Annotated in this window: 17 protein-coding genes; 8 read left to right on the forward strand and 9 right to left on the reverse strand. The window is 72.6% G+C overall.

Annotation, left to right across the window (positions count from 1 at the left end; translation table 11 throughout):
• Positions 1-2: 2 nt before the first annotated feature.
• From HNR61_RS06790 to HNR61_RS06825, 8 genes are all read right to left on the reverse strand, one after another.
• A complete protein-coding gene (locus HNR61_RS06790) occupies positions 3-2,288 on the reverse strand; it encodes an ATP-binding cassette domain-containing protein (protein WP_182842137.1) in 2,286 nt (761 codons plus the stop codon).
• 82 nt (positions 2,289-2,370) lie between these two features.
• On the reverse strand, positions 2,371-3,117 hold the full coding sequence (locus HNR61_RS06795) for an urease accessory protein UreD (protein ID WP_182842138.1): 747 nt from the start codon (positions 3,115-3,117) through the stop codon (positions 2,371-2,373).
• Positions 3,114-3,809, reverse strand: coding sequence for an urease accessory protein UreG (ureG, locus tag HNR61_RS06800; protein WP_182842139.1), 696 nt, complete (start codon positions 3,807-3,809; stop codon positions 3,114-3,116). The genes HNR61_RS06795 and ureG overlap by 4 nt, the downstream gene beginning before the upstream one ends.
• 15 nt (positions 3,810-3,824) lie before the next feature.
• A complete protein-coding gene (locus HNR61_RS06805) occupies positions 3,825-4,484 on the reverse strand; it encodes an urease accessory protein UreF (protein WP_182842140.1) in 660 nt (219 codons plus the stop codon).
• Positions 4,484-6,196: an urease subunit alpha gene (locus HNR61_RS06810; protein ID WP_182842141.1), complete on the reverse strand. Its 1,713-nt coding sequence runs from the start codon at positions 6,194-6,196 to the stop codon at positions 4,484-4,486. The genes HNR61_RS06805 and HNR61_RS06810 overlap by 1 nt, the downstream gene beginning before the upstream one ends.
• Positions 6,189-6,512, reverse strand: coding sequence for an urease subunit beta (locus tag HNR61_RS06815; RefSeq protein ID WP_182842142.1), 324 nt, complete (start codon positions 6,510-6,512; stop codon positions 6,189-6,191). The genes HNR61_RS06810 and HNR61_RS06815 overlap by 8 nt, the downstream gene beginning before the upstream one ends.
• A complete protein-coding gene (locus HNR61_RS06820) occupies positions 6,509-6,811 on the reverse strand; it encodes an urease subunit gamma (protein WP_182842143.1) in 303 nt (100 codons plus the stop codon). Before HNR61_RS06820 ends, HNR61_RS06815 begins: the two co-directional genes overlap by 4 nt.
• Positions 6,812-6,932: 121 nt before the next feature.
• Positions 6,933-7,532, reverse strand: a complete 600-nt coding sequence (locus tag HNR61_RS06825) for a putative glycolipid-binding domain-containing protein (protein ID WP_182842144.1) — start codon at positions 7,530-7,532, stop codon at positions 6,933-6,935.
• 77 nt (positions 7,533-7,609) lie between these two features.
• Between HNR61_RS06825 and dnaG the strand changes: the two genes are divergently transcribed.
• The 4 genes from dnaG (at position 7,610) to HNR61_RS06845 (ending at position 11,715) form a co-directional block, all read left to right on the forward strand.
• The gene (gene dnaG / locus HNR61_RS06830) at positions 7,610-9,514 is read left to right on the forward strand and encodes a DNA primase (protein ID WP_182842145.1); all 1,905 of its coding nucleotides are present in this window, start codon (positions 7,610-7,612) and stop codon (positions 9,512-9,514) included.
• Positions 9,515-9,585: 71 nt separating this feature from the next.
• Positions 9,586-10,731, forward strand: a complete 1,146-nt coding sequence (rpoD, locus tag HNR61_RS06835; protein WP_067822714.1) for an RNA polymerase sigma factor RpoD — start codon at positions 9,586-9,588, stop codon at positions 10,729-10,731.
• A 118-nt stretch (positions 10,732-10,849) separates the two neighbouring features.
• Entirely contained in the window at positions 10,850-11,200 is a 351-nt protein-coding gene (locus HNR61_RS06840; RefSeq protein ID WP_182842146.1) for an avidin-fold protein, read from the forward strand.
• A gap of 38 nt (positions 11,201-11,238) precedes the next feature.
• Positions 11,239-11,715, forward strand: a complete 477-nt coding sequence (locus HNR61_RS06845; protein ID WP_182842147.1) for a YbjQ family protein — start codon at positions 11,239-11,241, stop codon at positions 11,713-11,715.
• A 61-nt stretch (positions 11,716-11,776) separates the two neighbouring features.
• Here HNR61_RS06845 and HNR61_RS06850 read toward each other — a convergent pair whose 3' ends face one another.
• Positions 11,777-13,012, reverse strand: a complete 1,236-nt coding sequence (locus HNR61_RS06850; protein ID WP_182842148.1) for a molecular chaperone DnaJ — start codon at positions 13,010-13,012, stop codon at positions 11,777-11,779.
• 194 nt (positions 13,013-13,206) lie between these two features.
• On the opposite strand from HNR61_RS06850, the gene HNR61_RS06855 reads away from it, so the two are divergent.
• From HNR61_RS06855 to HNR61_RS06870, 4 genes are read left to right on the forward strand one after another with little or no spacing between them, the layout of a single operon-like run.
• Positions 13,207-13,782 carry a TerD family protein gene (locus HNR61_RS06855; protein WP_182842149.1) on the forward strand — a complete coding sequence of 192 codons (576 nt, stop codon included), beginning with the start codon at positions 13,207-13,209 and terminating at the stop codon, positions 13,780-13,782.
• Between the two features lie 52 nt (positions 13,783-13,834).
• Complete coding sequence (locus tag HNR61_RS06860) at positions 13,835-14,413, forward strand: TerD family protein (RefSeq protein WP_067822598.1); 579 nt, start codon at positions 13,835-13,837, stop codon at positions 14,411-14,413.
• A gap of 31 nt (positions 14,414-14,444) precedes the next feature.
• The gene (locus HNR61_RS06865) at positions 14,445-15,548 is read left to right on the forward strand and encodes a DUF475 domain-containing protein (RefSeq protein WP_182842150.1); all 1,104 of its coding nucleotides are present in this window, start codon (positions 14,445-14,447) and stop codon (positions 15,546-15,548) included.
• A gap of 24 nt (positions 15,549-15,572) precedes the next feature.
• Positions 15,573-16,151, forward strand: a complete 579-nt coding sequence (locus HNR61_RS06870) for a TerD family protein (protein ID WP_182842151.1) — start codon at positions 15,573-15,575, stop codon at positions 16,149-16,151.
• Positions 16,152-16,208 lie beyond the last annotated feature (57 nt).

Below are 16,208 nucleotides of genomic sequence, written 5' to 3' on the forward strand. Positions count from 1 at the left end.
CGTCAGTCGCGGGCCAGGTACTCGCGCAGGTGCACGGCCGTGAGGGTGTCGGCGTTCTCGACCAGCTCGGCCGGGGTGCCGGTGAACACGACGCGTCCGCCGTCGTGGCCCGCGCCCGGCCCCAGGTCGATGATCCAGTCGGCGTGCGCCATGACGGCCTGGTGGTGCTCGATGACGATGACGGTGTTGCCGTCCTCCACCAGGCGGTCGAGGAGGGCGAGCAGCTGGTCCACGTCGGCCAGGTGCAGGCCGGTGGTGGGCTCGTCCAGCACGTAGGTCGTGCCCTTCTCGGCCATCTGGATCGCCAGCTTCAGGCGCTGCCGCTCGCCGCCCGACAGCGTGGTCAGCGGCTGCCCCAGGCTCAGGTAGCCCAGCCCCACGTCCAGCAGGCGCGACAGGACGGCGCGGGCGTTCCTCTCGGTGAAGAACGCGTGCGCCTCGGTCACCGGCATCGCCAGCACCTCGGAGATGTCCTTGCCGCGCAGCTTGTACTCCAGGACCTTCGGGGTGAACCGCTTGCCCTGGCACTCCTCGCACGTCGAGGCGACCCCGGCCATCATCGCGAGGTCGGTGTAGACGAGGCCGATGCCCTTGCAGTTGGGGCAGGCGCCCTCGGAGTTGGCGCTGAACAGACCGGGCTTGACGCCGTTGGCCTTGGCGAACGCGGTGCGGACCGCGTCCAGCAGGCCGGTGTAGGTGGCGGGGTTGCTGCGCCGCGAGCCGCGGATCGCCGACTGGTCGACGACCACCACGCCGTCGCGGCCGGGCAGGTGGCCGTGGATCAGCGAGCTCTTGCCCGACCCGGCCACGCCGGTGACGACCGTCAGGACGCCGGTGGGGATGTCGACGGTGACGTCCCGGAGGTTGTGCTGGCGGGCGTTCTCGATGCGCAGGTGGCCGGTCGGCTCGCGGAACTTCTCCCGCAGCGTCACCCGGTGGTCCAGGTGGCGGCCGGTGAGCGTGCCGGAGGCGCGCAGCCCGGCCAGGTCGCCGGTGTAGCAGATCTCGCCGCCCGCCGTGCCCGCGCCCGGCCCGAGGTCCACGATGTGGTCGGCGATGGCGATGGTCTCCGGCTTGTGCTCGACGACCAGGACGGTGTTGCCCTTGTCGCGCAGCCGCAGCAGCAGGTCGTTCATCCGGGCGATGTCGTGCGGGTGCAGCCCGACGGTCGGCTCGTCGAACACGTAGGTCACGTCGGTGAGGCTGGACCCCAGGTGGCGGACCATCTTCACGCGCTGCGCCTCGCCGCCCGACAGGGTCCCGGCGGGCCGGTCGAGGCTGAGGTAGCCGAGGCCGATCTCCACCAGCGACTCCAGGGTGCCGCGCAGGGTGGCCAGCAGCGGCGCGACCGACTCGTCGTCGATCCCCTTGACGAACTCCAGCAGGTCGTTGATCTGCATGGCGGAGCAGTCGGCGATGTTGCGGCCGCCGATCCTGGAGGAGAGGGCGGCGGCGTTCAGCCGGGTGCCGCCGCAGGCCGGGCACTCGGCGAACTTCACCGCGCGGTCCACGAACGCGCGGATGTGCGGCTGGAGCGAGTCGCGGTCCTTGCCCTGGTAGAACCGGCGGACGCGGTGCAGCAGCCCCTCGTAGCTCATCGAGCTCTTGCCGATCTTCACCTTGGTACCCGGGGGCTTGTTCAGCAGGTCGTCCCACTCCTGCTCGGTGAAGTCCTTGAGCGGGGTGTCGGGGTCGAAGAACCCCGAGCCCACATAGCCCGCCACCAGCCATCCGTCGACGGTGAAGCCCGGCACCCTGATCGCGCCCTGGTTGAGGGACAGCCCGCGGTCCACGATCTCGTCGATGTCGAGGGCGTCGGCGTGCCCCAGCCCCTCGCACTCGGGGCACATGCCCTCGGCGGAGTTGAAGCTGAACGCCGTGGAGGTCCCCACGTGCGGCACGCCGAGGCGGCTGAACACGATCCGCAGCATCGCGTACGCGTCGGTGGCGGTGCCGACCGTGGAGCGGGAGTTGGCCCCCATCCGCTCCTGGTCGACGACGATCGCGGCGCTGAGGTTGCGCAGCGCGTCCACGTCCGGCCGCCCCATGCTCGGCATGAACGACTGGATGAACGCCGTGTACGTCTCGTTGATCAGCCGCTGGGACTCGGCCGCGATGGTGCCGAACACCAGCGACGACTTGCCCGAGCCGGACACCCCGGTGAACACGGTGAGCCGCCGTTTGGGCAGGTCGAGCGAGACGTTCCGGAGATTGTTCTCCCGGGCGCCGCGCACCTCGATCATGTCGTGGCTGTCGGCGGCGTGCCGTCCGGCGGTCGTTGCGGTCATGTGCCCCGTCCCGAAGTCTTTATGCCCTAAAGAGATGATGCGCACACAAGGCTACCGGGAGGGTCCGACAGAATCGGGCGGATCAGCCGACCGGGACGGGGCCGCGCGCCCGCCGCTCCCCGGACGCCAGCCGGCGGCGCAGCTCGGCGGAGTCGGCGGCCACGGCGGTGATCAGCACCCCCGGCCCCTCCAGCGGCAGCGCCCCCACGCCCTCGCCGACCCACGGCTCCCGGACGAGACCGGGCCCGACCAGCAGGAGGCTGCCGACCGCCTTCGCCCGGCCGATCACCGCGTCGCCGCGGTAGACGGCCGGATCGTCCAGCCGCAGCTCGTGCCGCAGCAGCGGGACGCCGTCCACGGTCACGTCGAACCTGCCGGTGTGGCGGCCGGGCTCCTCCCGGTGCCGCCCCAGGACCAGCTCCTCGCGCCAGCGCAGCGTCGCGTCCCCGCGCAGGGCGACGGCGGCGACGGCGCGGTGGTCGCAGCCCGCCGCCGCCACCGTGGGCTCGGGCGCGAAGTCCAGGTGCCCGCCCGCGCTGACCTCGGCCCGCACGACCATGCGGGACCGGCCGTCGCCGGGCAGCGCGAGCGTGGAGGCGGTGGACCGGAGCGCCAGCCGCGCGCCCGGCCCGACGGTCACCGCGAGGTCGAACACGTCCCCGCCGAGCGGCCCGGCCGCCGCGCCGACCAGATGGACGGTCGCCCCGTCGCCGCCCGGCGTCTCGCGCAGCGCCAGGGGGCCGTCGGACCGCAGCAGCGGCAGCCGGGTCCGGCCGCCCGCGTCGCGCGTCGCGGTGACGGCGGCGCGGGCGGTGTAACGCCTGGTCACGAAGCCGCCGCGGGACCGTGGGAGGGGGCGTGCGCGGATGCGCGGGCCTCGCGGACGATCCCGCGGACCCAGCCGGCGACCTCGGGCGCGTCCGGCCGTTCCCGCAGCGAGGTGAACGCGACCGGCCTGCCGTCGCGCACCCGCGCGGCGTCCCGCCCCATCAGCCCCAGGTCGCTGCCGACCAGCGCGGCGAGGTCGGTCTTGTTGATGACCAGCAGGTCGGCGGCGGCGACGCCGAGCCCGCCCTTGCGCGGGACGTCGTCGCCGCCCGCCACGTCCAGCACGAAGATCTGCCGGTCGGCCAGGCCCCGGCTGAACAGCGCGGTCAGGTTGTCGCCGCCGCTCTCCACGATGACCAGGTCCAGGCCGGGGTGGCGGGCCTCCAGGGACTCCACGGCGTCCAGGTTGGCGGAGATGTCGTCGCGGATCGCGGTGTGCGGGCACGCGCCGGTCCGCACGGCGGTGATCCGGTCGTCCGGCAGCACCGCCTCGCGGCGCAGGAAGTCGGCGTCCTCGGTGGTGTAGATGTCGTTGGTCACCACGGCGAGGTTCAGCTCATCGCGCAGGCCGCGGCACAGCGCGGCGGTCAGCGCGGTCTTGCCGCTGCCGACCGGGCCGCCGATGCCCAGCCGCAGCGCGCGGCCGCGCGCGGGGGCGGCGTCGTGGGGGTCGTGCTCGTGGTTGGCGCCCAAGGGGAGACCTCCGGATCAGGATTCGAACAGGCGCAGGTCCGCGCGGACGTGCAGTTCGGCGTACAGGTCGAGGACGGGCGCGGACGCGGCGGGCAGGTCCGCCCACGGGCCGTCCGCGTGCGCGGCGGCCTCGGCGGCGACGGCGTCCACCGCGCCCGCCAGGTCCGCCAGCGCGCGGTGCACCGCCAGCGGGTCCAGCCCCAGCAGCCGGACCGCCGCCGACGCCGGGCCGGTCACCGCGTGGTAGGCGGCGATGGCCGCGGCCTGGTGCGGGACGCCCCCGGCGGCGGCGGTCGCCGCGCCCAGCGCGACGGGGTGGTGCGGGCGGGTCAGGGCGTCCAGCGCCGGGTGCGGCCAGGTCGCGCGGGCGGCGCGCAGCAGCGAGCGGCCCTGGGCGCGGGACACGGCGCGCTGCGCGGGGGAGGGGGCGCGGGCGTCGGCCTCGGCGTCCAGCGCCGCCCAGCCGGCGCCGCCGGCGCGGGCGTGGGCGCAGGCCGCCGCCGCCAGCGCCGCGCCGACCAGCCCGGACGTCGCCAGGCGACCGCGCAGGAACGCGGCCAGCCCGGCGACGTCGGCGACCGTTCCCGCCGTGACGGCCGGTTCCAGCCCGCCGGAGTGGGCGTGGCCCCCGGCCGGGAGGCGGGAGTCGGCCAGCAGCAGCAGCGCGACGTCCATCAGAACAGGAAGTACCGCTGGGCCATCGGGAGCTCGGCGGCCGGCGCGGGCTCGACCTCGTCGCCGTCGATCGTCACGGTGAACGTGTCGGGGTCCACCTCGATCGACGGGAGCGCGTCGTTGAGCGGCAGGTCGGCCTTGCCGAGCCGCCGGGTGTCCTTGACCGGCACCAGGCGGCGGCGCACGTCCAGGCGGCCGGCGAGCCCGTCCCCGAGCGCGGCCTCCGACACGAAGTGCAGCGACGCGCCCGCCGCGACCACCGGGGCGGCGCCGAACATCGGGCGCGGCAGCACCGGCTGCGGGGTGGGGATGGAGGCGTTGGCGTCGCCCATCGCCGCCCACGCGATCACCCCGCCCTTGATCACCAGTGTCGGGCGCACCCCGAAGAACGCCGGGTCCCACAGCACCAGGTCGGCGAGCTTGCCCGGCTCGACCGACCCGATCTCGCCGTCGAGGCCGTGCGCGACGGCCGGGTTGATCGTGTACTTGGCGACGTACCGCCGGGCCCGCAGGTTGTCGGCGGGGCCCGCCAGCGCGCCGCGCCGCCGCTTCATGGCGTGCGCGGTCTGCCAGGTGCGGATGACGGTCTCGCCGATCCGGCCCATCGCCTGCGAGTCCGAGCCGATCATCGAGATCGCGCCCAGGTCGTGCAGGACGTCCTCGGCCGCCATCGTGGTCGGCCGGATGCGGGACTCGGCGAACGCCAGGTCCTCGGGCACCGACGGGTTCAGGTGGTGGCACACCATGAGCATGTCGAGGTGCTCGTCCAGCGTGTTGACCGTGTGCGGGCGCGTGGGGTTGGTGGAGGACGGCAGCACGTTCGGGTGCGCGGCGACGGTGATGATGTCGGGCGCGTGCCCGCCGCCCGCCCCCTCGGTGTGGTAGGCGTGGATCGACCGGCCGCCGATCGCCGCCAGCGTCGACTCGACGTACCCGGCCTCGTTCAGCGTGTCGGAGTGCAGCGCGACCTGCACGCCCGACGCGTCGGCGACCCGCAGGCACGCGTCGATCGCCGCCGGGGTGGAGCCCCAGTCCTCGTGCAGCTTGAACCCGGACGCGCCCGCCCGGAGCTGCTCCCACAGCGCCTCCTCGGAGACGGTGTTGCCCTTGCCGAGCAGCGCGACGTTCAGCGGCCGGCCGTCCAGGGCCTCCAGCATCCGGTGCAGGTACCACACGCCGGTCACGGTGGTGGCCTTGGTGCCCTCCGCCGGTCCCGTCCCGCCGCCGATCAGCGTGGTCACGCCCGCGCCGAGCGCCTCCTCCAGCAGCTGCGGGCAGATGAGGTGGACGTGGGAGTCCACGGCCCCGGCGGTGAGGATCCTGCCGTTCCCCGCGATCACCTCGGTGGTGGGGCCGATGACCAGGCCGGGATGGACGCCGTCCATGGTGTCGGGGTTCCCGGCCTTGCCGAGCGCGACGATCCGGCCGTCCCGCACGCCCACGTCGGCCTTGACGATCCCCCAGTGGTCCAGCACGACCACCCCCGTGATCACCAGGTCGAGCGCCCCCTCGGCCCGGGTGGCGCGGGACTGGCCCATCGACTCGCGGATCACCTTGCCGCCGCCGAACACCGCCTCGTCCCCGGCCCCGGCCGGGCCGCGGCTGCGGTCCTCGGTGACCTCGACGAACAGGTCGGTGTCGGCCAGCCGCACCCGGTCCCCGGCGGTCGGGCCGTACAGCTCGGCGTACCGCGCCCGCGACAGCTCAGCCATCCAGCGCCCCCGCCCCCTCCGGCCGCAGGCCGGGAACGACGCGGTTCCCCGCCAGCGGCACCAGGTCGACCTCGCGGGTGATGCCGGGCTCGAAGCGCACGGCCGTGCCCGCCGGGACGTCCAGCCGCGTCCCCCACGCCGCCTCGCGGTCGAACTCCAGGGCCGGGTTGGCGACGGCGAAGTGGTAGTGCGACCCGACCTGCACGGGCCGGTCGCCGGTGTTGACGACGGTGAGGGTGGTCCGCGGGCGCCCCGGGTTCAGCTCGACGGGCTCCGCGCCGGGGACGACCTGCCCCGGAACGAGCGGGGCGCTCACGGGATCGGCCGGTGGACGGTGACGAGCTTGGTGCCGTCGGGGAAGGTGGCCTCCATCTGGACCGACTCCAGCATCTCCGGCACCCCCTCCATGACGTCGTCACGGGTGAGCACGGCGCGGCCGGACTCCATCAGCTCGGCCACGGTGCGCCCGTCCCGGGCGCCCTCCAGGATGTGGACCGCGATGACCGCGGTCGCCTCGGGGTGGTTGAGCCGCAGCCCGCGCTCCCGCCGTTCCCGGGCCACCCGCGCGGCCACATGGATCAGCAGGCGCTCCTGCTCGTGTGGGGTGATCAGCACACCTCGACGCTAGTGCGGCCCTGACCTGGCGTGGAACCGCGCCGTTGCGCTTTTAACAGCTATTTCACAATGCCCCGGCGACCGAAATACCCCCGACATAAAGGACGCGGAACCGGCACCGTCAGACCCGCCGCCCGATCGACGGATAGTCGAGCACGATCCCGTCCGCCCCGAACACGATCTCCCGGGTGAACCCCGGGCTGGAGTAGCGCACCACCGACCGCTCCCCGTCCCGGCGCACGAACTCGTAGGTCTGCCACGACGGGTGGACGGCGAGGTCGGGCACCGAGACCCACGCCATCAGGTGCTCCACCGGCCCGCCCCCGTCCAGGAACCCGCCCCGCAGCACCGGCATGGTGTTGGTCAGCGGCGACAGCCCGAGGTCGCAGTCCAGCGCGCCCCCGAGCTCCCCGGCGTCCCCGCCCGGCGGCGGCAACGCGACGTGCCCCTCGGCGCGGGCGTTGACCGTCCACTCGCCCTCGGGCCGGTTCACCAGCTCCAGCCACCGCCGCCAGGGCCCGGTGCCGCCGTCCACCCCGTGGGCCTGCACCAGCAGCCGAGCGGTCACGAACCGGTCCCCGGTGGTCAGCTCGTACTCCAGCCGGTAGGGGACGGCCCCGCCCCCGACGGCCGCCCCGGAGGCGACGAGCCGCCCACCCCCGACCTCGACCTCGACCAGCTCCGCGCCTTCCGGCTTGACCCACACCACCGATTCGACCATCCCCCCAGTCTGCCCCCGGTGGAGCGGGGCGGGCGGGGCGGCGCGGAGTGTCGGGGGGCGGGATTAGACTCGCCGCCGTGGCAGGCCGGATTCGCAATGAGGACATCGCGCTCGTACGCGAGCGGTCGCCGATCGACGGCGTGATCGGGGAGTACCTACAGCTTCGCAGCGCCGGCGGGGGGAACCTCAAGGGGCTGTGCCCGTTCCACGACGAGAAGTCGCCGTCGTTCAACGTGACCCCGGCCAGGGGGCTCTGGTACTGCTTCGGGTGCGGGGTCGGCGGCGACGTCATCAAGTTCGTGCAGGAGATCGACCACCTGACGTTCTCCGAGGCCGTCGAGCGGCTGGCCGCCAAGGCCGGGATCCAGCTCCGGTACGAGGAGGGCGGGTTCACCCCGCGCCAGGACGGCGGGCAGCGGGCCCGGCTGATCGAGGCGCACAAGGCCGCCGCCGAGTACTTCGCCGAGCGGCTCGCCGCGCCCGACGGGGCGATCGGGCGCAAGTTCCTGTCGGAGCGGGGGTTCGAGCTCGCCGACGCCGCGCGGTTCGGGGTCGGGTTCGCCCCCCGGGAGTGGGAGGGGCTGGTCCGGCACCTGCGGGGGCGGGGGTTCGCCGACCGGGAGCTGATCATGGGCGGGCTCGCCAAGGAGGGACGGCGCGGGCCCATGGACCGGTTCCGGGGGCGGCTGCTCTGGCCCGTCCGGGACCTGGGCGGCGATGTCATCGGGTTCGGGGCGCGGCGGCTCTACGACGATGACGACGGGCCCAAGTACCTGAACACGCCCGAGACGCCGCTGTTCCACAAGAGCAACGTGCTCTACGGGGCCGACCTGGCGAAGAAGGAGATCGCCCGGAGCCGGCAGGCGGTCGTCGTCGAGGGCTACACGGACGTGATGGCCTGCCATCTGAGCGGGGTGCCGACGGCGGTGGCGACGTGCGGGACCTCGTTCGGGGACGAGCACATCAAGATCCTGCGGCGGCTGCTGATGGACCAGGACGAGTTCCGGGGCGAGGTGATCTTCACCTTCGACGGGGACTCGGCGGGGCGGAAGGCGGCGCTGCGGGCGTTCGCCGACGAGCAGAAGTTCGTGACGCAGACGTTCGTGGCGGTGCAGCCGGACGGGCTGGACCCCTGTGACCTGCGGATCCGGCACGGCGAGGCGGCCGTCCGGGATCTGGTGGCGTCGCGGACGCCGCTGTTCGAGTTCGCGGTGCGCAGCACCATCGAGCAGCACGACCTGAACACCGCCGAGGGGCGGCTGGCCGCGCTGGACGCCGCCGCCCCGGTGGTCGCCAAGATCAAGGACCGGTCGCTGCGGCACATGTACGCGGTCAACCTGGACCGCTGGCTCGGGATCATGGACGAGCAGTTCGTGCTGCGGCGGGTCCGCGAGCTGTCGGCGCGTGAGCAGGGGCAGAACGGGCGGCGCGGGCAGCGTCCCCACCCGCAGGCCCAGCAGGCCCAGCAGGCGCAGGCCCCCGCGCCGGAGCGGCCCTCCTACGATCCCCGGGACCCCGAGGTGCGGGCCGAGCGGGAGCTGCTGAAGTTCGCGGTGCAGCGGCCCGGGATGCTCGGGCCGGTGTTCGACGGGTTCCCCGGCGACGTGTTCCTGGCGCCCCCGCACGCGGCCGTGCGGGCCGTGATCGCTGAGGCGGGTGGGGTCCAGGGGGCCGCGGGGGCGGCCGAATGGATCGGAAGGCTGCGGGAGACGGCCGCGAACGACCAGGTCAGAGACATGATCACGCAGTTGGGGGTGGAGCCGCTGCTGGTCGCTCCGGAAGCGGAGGACCGATATGCGGTGGCTCTGCTGGCCCGAATCCAGGAACGCCAGGTCAACAAGCAGATCGCGGACGTCAAATCTAAACTCGGGCGGCTGAATCCGGCCGAGCAGGCCGAGGAGTACGGAAAGCTCTTTGGCGATCTTGTGGCGCTTGAGCAGCAGAGACGGATGTTGCGCGAGGGTGGCCTTGGATCACAGTAAGTCAAGAGACCGCAAAATGGGTCCTGTGATCTAGGGCCTTCGTAACGCAGACTGTCTGCGTGGGCCCTTCGGTGCTGCCGAGCGAGGCGCCATCGGTTGACCAGGTGGCGGACCTTGTCGCACGAGGCAGAGAGCGCGGCGGTGTGACCGTCGATGACGTCGCTGCCGCACTCGATCGTTCCGACTTGCCGGACGACTCCCTTGAGAAGATCGTCCGAATGCTCGCCGAGCAGGGGGTGGAGGTCCTCGAGTCTCCCAGCGAGGCCGAGGACGTTCAGCGGGCGGATGAGGGAGACCTCGGCAAGCGGGCGCCGACGAGCGACCTGGTCCGGATCTACCTGAGGGAGATCGGGCGCGTTCCGCTCCTCACGGCAGAAGATGAAGTCGAACTGGCGAAGTCGATCGAGGCGGGACTGTTCGCCGAGGAGAAGCTGGCACGCACCGCCGTGCTGTCTCCCGGGGAACGGCTCGACCTCGAACAGCTCGCCCGCGAGGGAATGCGGGCGAAGCAACGTCTGATCGAGGCCAACCTGCGCCTGGTGGTCTCGATCGCCAAACGCTACGTGGGTCGGGGGATGCTGTTCCTCGACCTGATCCAGGAGGGAAATCTCGGACTCATCCGTGCCGTCGAGAAATTCGACTACACCAAGGGATTCAAGTTCTCGACCTACGCGACGTGGTGGATCCGCCAGGCGATCACGCGGGCGATCGCCGACCAGGCCCGGACCATCCGGATCCCGGTGCACATGGTGGAGACCATCAACAAGCTGGTCCGGGTGCAGCGGCAGCTGCACCAGGACCTGGGACGGGAACCGAGTCCCGAGGAGATCGGCCGGGAGATGGGGCTGACCCCCGTCCGGGTCGTGGAGATCCAGCGGATCGCCCAGGAACCGGTGTCGTTGCAGTCGCCCATCGGGGAGGAGGATTCCGATCTGGGCGACTTCATCGAGGACGCCGACGCGGTCGTGCCGATCGAGGCGGCGGCGTTCATCCTCCTCCAGGACCAGCTGGAGGACATCCTGGGAACGCTGTCGGACCGCGAGCAGCGGATCATCCAACTGCGGTTCGGGCTGACCGACGGTCATCCCCGCACCCTGGAGGAGGTCGGCCGCGAGTTCGGCGTGACGCGGGAACGCATCCGCCAGATCGAGTCCAAGACCCTGGCCAAGCTCCGTCATCCGTCCCGGGCGCAGATGCTCCGGGAGTACCTCGACTGATCCGCGTGCCTTCCGGCCGGGACGGGGAGCGGCCGGGACGGCGCGAGGCGACGGATCGCGCGCACCCCACCGGCCCCCGCCGAACCTCGGCGGGGGCCGGTCGCGTACGCTCCCGCGCATGGAGATCCCCTCGCTGGACGGCCTGCGGTTCCGGGCCGTCGCCGACGTCGTGGGCGGCGAGATCGCCCCCGCCACCCTGTTCACCTACCACGAGGCCGGCGGCGAGATCTGGGGTGAGTACTCCGGCGGCGCGATCCGGCGCGGGTTCCTGGTCGGCACCCGGCGCGGCGACGTGCTCGACTTCCGCTACAGCCAGCTCAACACCGCCGGGGAGACCTCCAACGGCCACTGCGTGTCGAAGGTCGTCGTGTTGCCGGACGGGCGGGTGCGGCTGGAGGAGAGCTGGGAGTGGGAGTCGCGGGACGGGTCCGGGACGAGCGCCGTCGAACAGGTGCCGGACGCCGGTTAGACGGTGGAATGTCGCATCCGTGGTCTACGGTGGTGCCCATGCTGATCGTGACGACTGACGGCCTGGCCGGGTACGAGGTGCGCAACGTGCTCGGCGAGGTCCTGGGGACGGCCGTCCAGGGGGCGCGGAGCGCGGCCCCGCATCCGGGCGCGTCCAGCAGCGCGACGTTCCGGGTGACCGGGGAGCAGCCGGGCGTCGGTCTGGGGGCGGCGCGCCGCGAGGCGATCGACCGGCTGGCCGAGGACGCCCGCCGCAAGGGCGCCAACGCGGTGGTGGGCATGTGCTTCGACACCGCCGTGCTGGCGGACGGTTCGCACGAGGTCTGCGCCTACGGCACCGCCGTGTGGGCCGAGCCGTCGCAGGGGCGGCCCGCCCAGCCGCACGACCACGCCAAGCCGGTGGCGGGGCACCAGGGGCCTCCCGGCGGGATCCCGGCGTACGTGGAGCCGCAGCCGGGCCAGCCGCCGATGGCCGCGCGCAACCTCACCATCGGCCTGCACGACCGGCCGCGCTGAGCCGGGCGGGGACCGGTCCCGGTCCGGCGCGCCGTCCGGCCGGGTCCCGGGCTGGGGAACGCTAGTGGCCCTGCGCGGCGCGTTCGGAGCGGATGCGGGTCACCACGTCGCCCGCCGCCGTCCGGATGGCCTCCAGCTCCTGGAGGTAGGCCCAGTAGTCCGGGTGCGGGCCGGTCAGCCGCCGCGGGGCGTGTTCCAGGCGTTCCACCAGGGCGTCGAGCGCGCGGGCGTGGTGGGGCGCCGCGCCGCCCGGCTGGATCACCGCCAGGCGCTGGGCGTCGCGGATGGCGAACCGCGCCGCCTCGGCGGGCTTCTCCGGATCCTCCCGCACCGCCTTCAGCTCGGTGACCCGGCCCGTCACCCGCGACGCGCGGCGGTCGGCGGCGTTCAGCTCGGTGCGGGCCGCCGTCAGCGCCAGCTGCGCGTCCTTCCACTCGGTGCGGGCGATGTGCGCCGAGGCCTCGTTGAGGCGTTCGCGGGCGCGCTCCACCCCGGCCTCGATCGCCTCGGGCGCGCCCCTGAGGTCCTGCCAGCACGCCTGCGAGTAGTCGCGCAGCAGCGTCTTCATCGCGTCGCGGACGGAGGCGACCCGCCCGGCGACGGCGTCGGCGCGGGTGCGGACCGACGCCAGCGAGTTGCGGGTCTTCTGCGCGAGCCGCGGCAGCTCGGCGGCGGCCTCGCGGGCGAGGTCGGCGGTCCGCCGGGCCTCCTCGGCCTGCTCCAGCGCGCCGTTCAGCCCGAGACCGCCGAGCCCCTGTGAGGACAGCACCGCCAGCGCCCGCCGCGCCCGCTCCAGCTCCGCCTCGGGATCGGAGGCGTCCATGCCCGCCGCGCGGGCCTGCGCCACGACGGCCTCGGCGGCGGCCACCGCCTCCCGGGCCGCCGCGAGCCGCGGCGGCAGCTGGTCCAGCGCCGCCTCCAGCCGCGCCATCCGCGGCGCGAGGCGTTCGGCGAAGCGGTCGAGGTCGCCGGTGACCCTCCTCAGGCGGTCGGCGACGCCGAGCAGCGCGCGCCGCGCGGACTCGTACTCGTGCGGCGGGAGGTCCGGGTCGTCCAGCGGGTGGGCGTCCAGCAGGCCGATGTACTCCACCGAGGCGGCGTTGGCGGTCTCGTCGAGCCGGTCCATCTCGCGGCGCGCCGGTTCGGCCGCGGCGGCGTCCAGGTCGGCGAACAACGTCACCCTGCCGCGCACGAACTTCTGCGCGCGGTCCATCTCGTAGAAGGCCTCCGCGGCGGCGTCCCTGGCCGCGACCGCGGCCTCCGATCCCCTACGCCGCTGGTCGCCCGCTCCCCGCAACGCTGTCTCCCTTCGCCTTCCCCAAGTCTCCCCCAGAACCGGCGGTGTGTTCACCGCCGGTGGCGCATGGCGGTCATGAGACGGCTGTGGCACCGGGGGGACCTGGCCAGGAGGAACGGATACCATCGCAACTGCGTCGGTATAGCCGGACCACGGCCTTCGGCCGACCGCGAAACGATCTTGGAGGGGCACTGATGGGTGTCAGTCTCAGCAAGGGCGGCAACGTCTCGCTCACCAAGCAGGCGCCGGGACTGACGTCGGTCAGCGTCGGGCTCGGCTGGGACCTGCGGACCACCACCGGGACGGACTTCGACCTGGACGCCTCGGCGCTGGTGCTGGACGCCTCCGGAAAGATCATCACTGACCAGCACTTCGTGTTCTTCAACAACCTGCGCACCCCCGACGGCGCGGTGGCGCACACCGGGGACAACAAGACCGGCGCGGGCGAGGGCGACGACGAGCAGATCACCGTGAACTTCGGCGCGATGCCCGACGCCGCCGAGCGCGTCGCGTTCGCCGTGTCGGTCTACGAGGCCGACGCGCGCGGCCAGAGCTTCGGGCAGGTCCGCAACGCCTACATCCGCGTCGTCAACGAGGCCGACGGCACCGAGATGGCCCGTTACGACCTGACCGAGGACGCCTCGACGGAGACCGCGATGGTGTTCGGCGAGCTGTACCGCAACGGCTCCGAGTGGAAGTTCCGCGCGGTGGGCCAGGGGTACGCCTCGGGCCTGGCCGGCATCGCCATGGACTTCGGTGTCAACATCTGAGACATCCGGGACACCTGCGCTTCAACCGCCACCTACCGGGAAGAGGACGATCATGGGAGTTTCGCTGGCCAAGGGCGGCAACGTCTCGCTGACGAAGGCGGCCCCGAACCTGACCGCCGTCTCGGTGGGTCTGGGGTGGGACGTCCGGGCGACGACCGGGGCCGACTTCGACCTGGACGCCTCGGCGCTGATGCTCGGCGGCGGGGGCAAGGTACTCTCCGACCAGCACTTCGTGTTCTTCAACAACCTCAAGAGCCCCGACGGCTCGGTCGAGCACACCGGTGACAACCTCACCGGTGAGGGCGAGGGCGACGACGAGGTCATCAACGTCGACCTCAGCCGCGTCCCGCCGGAGTGCGACCGGATCGTCTTCCCGGTCTCGATCTATGATGCGGAGTCGCGGGCGCAGAACTTCGGGCAGGTCCGCAACGCCTTCATCCGCATCGTCAACCGGGCCGACGACAACGAGCTGGCCCGGTTCGACCTGACCGAGGACGCCTCCACCGAGACCGCCATGGTCTTCGGGGAGCTGTACCGGCACGGCGGGGAGTGGAAGTTCCGGGCCGTCGGCCAGGGCTACGCCTCGGGCCTGGCCGGTATCGCCATGGACTTCGGCGTGAACGTCGGCTGACGCCGACCGCGCCCAGAGCAGAGATAGCAGAATGATTCTTCGCACCTTCGGGTGGTCCTTCGCCGTCACGGCCGCCGGTCTGGTCGCCGCCTTCGTCTACGACCAGGGAACCGGCCTCGCGCTGGTGACCGTGCTGGCCATCCTCGAGATCTCACTGTCGTTCGACAACGCCGTGGTGAACGCCAAGGTGTTGGACCGCATGAGCCCGTTCTGGCAGAAGATCTTCCTCACGATCGGCATCGCCATCGCGGTGTTCGGCATGCGGTTGGTCTTCCCGCTGGTCATCGTGGCGCTCACGGCCAAGCTGGGTCCCATCGAGGCCTTCGATCTGGCGCTCCGGGACGAGAAGGCCTACGAGACGGCCATGAACGCCGCCTATCCGACGATCGCGGCGTTCGGCGGCATGTTCCTGCTGATGCTGTTCCTGGACTTCGTGTTCGAGGAGCGCGACGTCCACTGGCTGACGTGGCTGGAACGCCCGCTGGCCAAGATCGGCAAGCTCGACCAGCTCTCGGTCGTCCTCGCCGGCGGCGCGCTGGCGGTGGCGGCCAGCCTGTGGGCCAAGGACCCCGGCGAGGTGATGATCGCCGGAGTGCTCGGCATGATCACCTACATCCTGGTCAACGGGCTGGGCGAGCTGTTCGCCGAGGCGGGCCTCGACGAGGTGGAGGGCGACGAGGGCGAGGAGAAGGAGAAGGCGCGGAGCGGCGGGCCGAGCCCGCTGGCGCTGGCCACCGGCAAGGCGGGCTTCTTCCTGTTCCTCTACCTGGAGGTGCTGGACGCCTCGTTCTCCTTCGACGGCGTCATCGGCGCGTTCGCGATCAGCACCGACCCGATCGTGATCGCGCTGGGCCTCGGCATCGGCGCGATGTACATCCGGTCGCTGACGGTGTTCCTGGTCCGCAAGGGGACCCTGCACGAGTACGTCTACCTGGAGCACGGCGCGCACTGGGCGATCGGCGGGCTGGCGGTCTGCATGCTGGTCGGCATCGGGCACCACGTGCCCGAGTGGATCACCGGTGGGCTGGGCGCGGGCCTGATCATCGCGGCGTTCGCCTCCTCGGTGGTCCGCAACCGCAACGAGGGCGAGGCGGACGCCCCCAAGGACAAGCAACTCCATTCCACGGGCGTGTGAGCCCGACCCCACGAGGAGACGATGATGTCGGTCTCGCTGAAGAAGGGCGAGCGGGTATCGCTCACCAAACCGGGCGGCGGCACCCTGTCCCGGGTCCGGATGGGCCTGGGCTGGGACGCGGTCGCCAAGAAGGGCCTGTTCGGGCGCAAGACGTCCCAGTCCATCGACCTGGACGCCTCCTGCCTGCTGTTCGACGCCGGGCGCAACCTCGTCGACGCGGTGTGGTTCCGGCAGCTGCGCAGCAAGGACGGGTCGGTCCAGCACACCGGCGACAACCTCACCGGTGAGGGCGAGGGGGACGACGAGGTCGTCAACGTGGACCTGACCAAGGTCCCGGCCAACGTCACCCAGCTCGTGTTCACCGTGAACTCGTTCACCGGGCAGGACTTCTCGCAGATCGAGAACGCGTTCTGCCGCCTGGTGGACGAGGGGACCGGCCAGGAGATCGCGCGCTACGAGCTGACCGGCTCCGGGCGGCACAACGCGCAGATCATGGCGAAGGTGTCGCGGGACGGCGACGGCTGGTCGATGACCGCGATCGGCGCGATCGCCAACGGCCGCACGTTCCAGGACCTGCTGCCGGAGGTCTCGGCCCACCTGTGACCCTCGGCCCACCCGCGACGCCGGGAACCGGCGGAACGGCGCCGGCGGGCATCATCC

It is taken from the genome of Actinomadura kijaniata (assembly GCF_014138665.1).
GTDB lineage: Bacteria > Actinomycetota > Actinomycetes > Streptosporangiales > Streptosporangiaceae > Spirillospora > Spirillospora kijaniata.

Bases quoted from the DNA above. Each gene is read 5' to 3' on its own strand.
- HNR61_RS06790 (WP_182842137.1), bottom strand. From the start codon at position 2,288: ATGACCGCAACGACCGCCGGACGGCACGCCGCCGACAGCCACGACATG.
- HNR61_RS06805 (WP_182842140.1), bottom strand. From the start codon at position 4,484: ATGGACGTCGCGCTGCTGCTGCTGGCCGACTCCCGCCTCCCGGCCGGG.
- HNR61_RS06810 (WP_182842141.1), bottom strand. From the start codon at position 6,196: ATGGCTGAGCTGTCGCGGGCGCGGTACGCCGAGCTGTACGGCCCGACC.
- HNR61_RS06825 (WP_182842144.1), bottom strand. From the start codon at position 7,532: ATGGTCGAATCGGTGGTGTGGGTCAAGCCGGAAGGCGCGGAGCTGGTC.
- HNR61_RS06840 (WP_182842146.1), top strand. From the start codon at position 10,850: ATGGAGATCCCCTCGCTGGACGGCCTGCGGTTCCGGGCCGTCGCCGAC.
- HNR61_RS06845 (WP_182842147.1), top strand. From the start codon at position 11,239: ATGCTGATCGTGACGACTGACGGCCTGGCCGGGTACGAGGTGCGCAAC.
- HNR61_RS06855 (WP_182842149.1), top strand. From the start codon at position 13,207: ATGGGTGTCAGTCTCAGCAAGGGCGGCAACGTCTCGCTCACCAAGCAG.
- HNR61_RS06860 (WP_067822598.1), top strand. From the start codon at position 13,835: ATGGGAGTTTCGCTGGCCAAGGGCGGCAACGTCTCGCTGACGAAGGCG.
- HNR61_RS06865 (WP_182842150.1), top strand. From the start codon at position 14,445: ATGATTCTTCGCACCTTCGGGTGGTCCTTCGCCGTCACGGCCGCCGGT.
- HNR61_RS06870 (WP_182842151.1), top strand. From the start codon at position 15,573: ATGTCGGTCTCGCTGAAGAAGGGCGAGCGGGTATCGCTCACCAAACCG.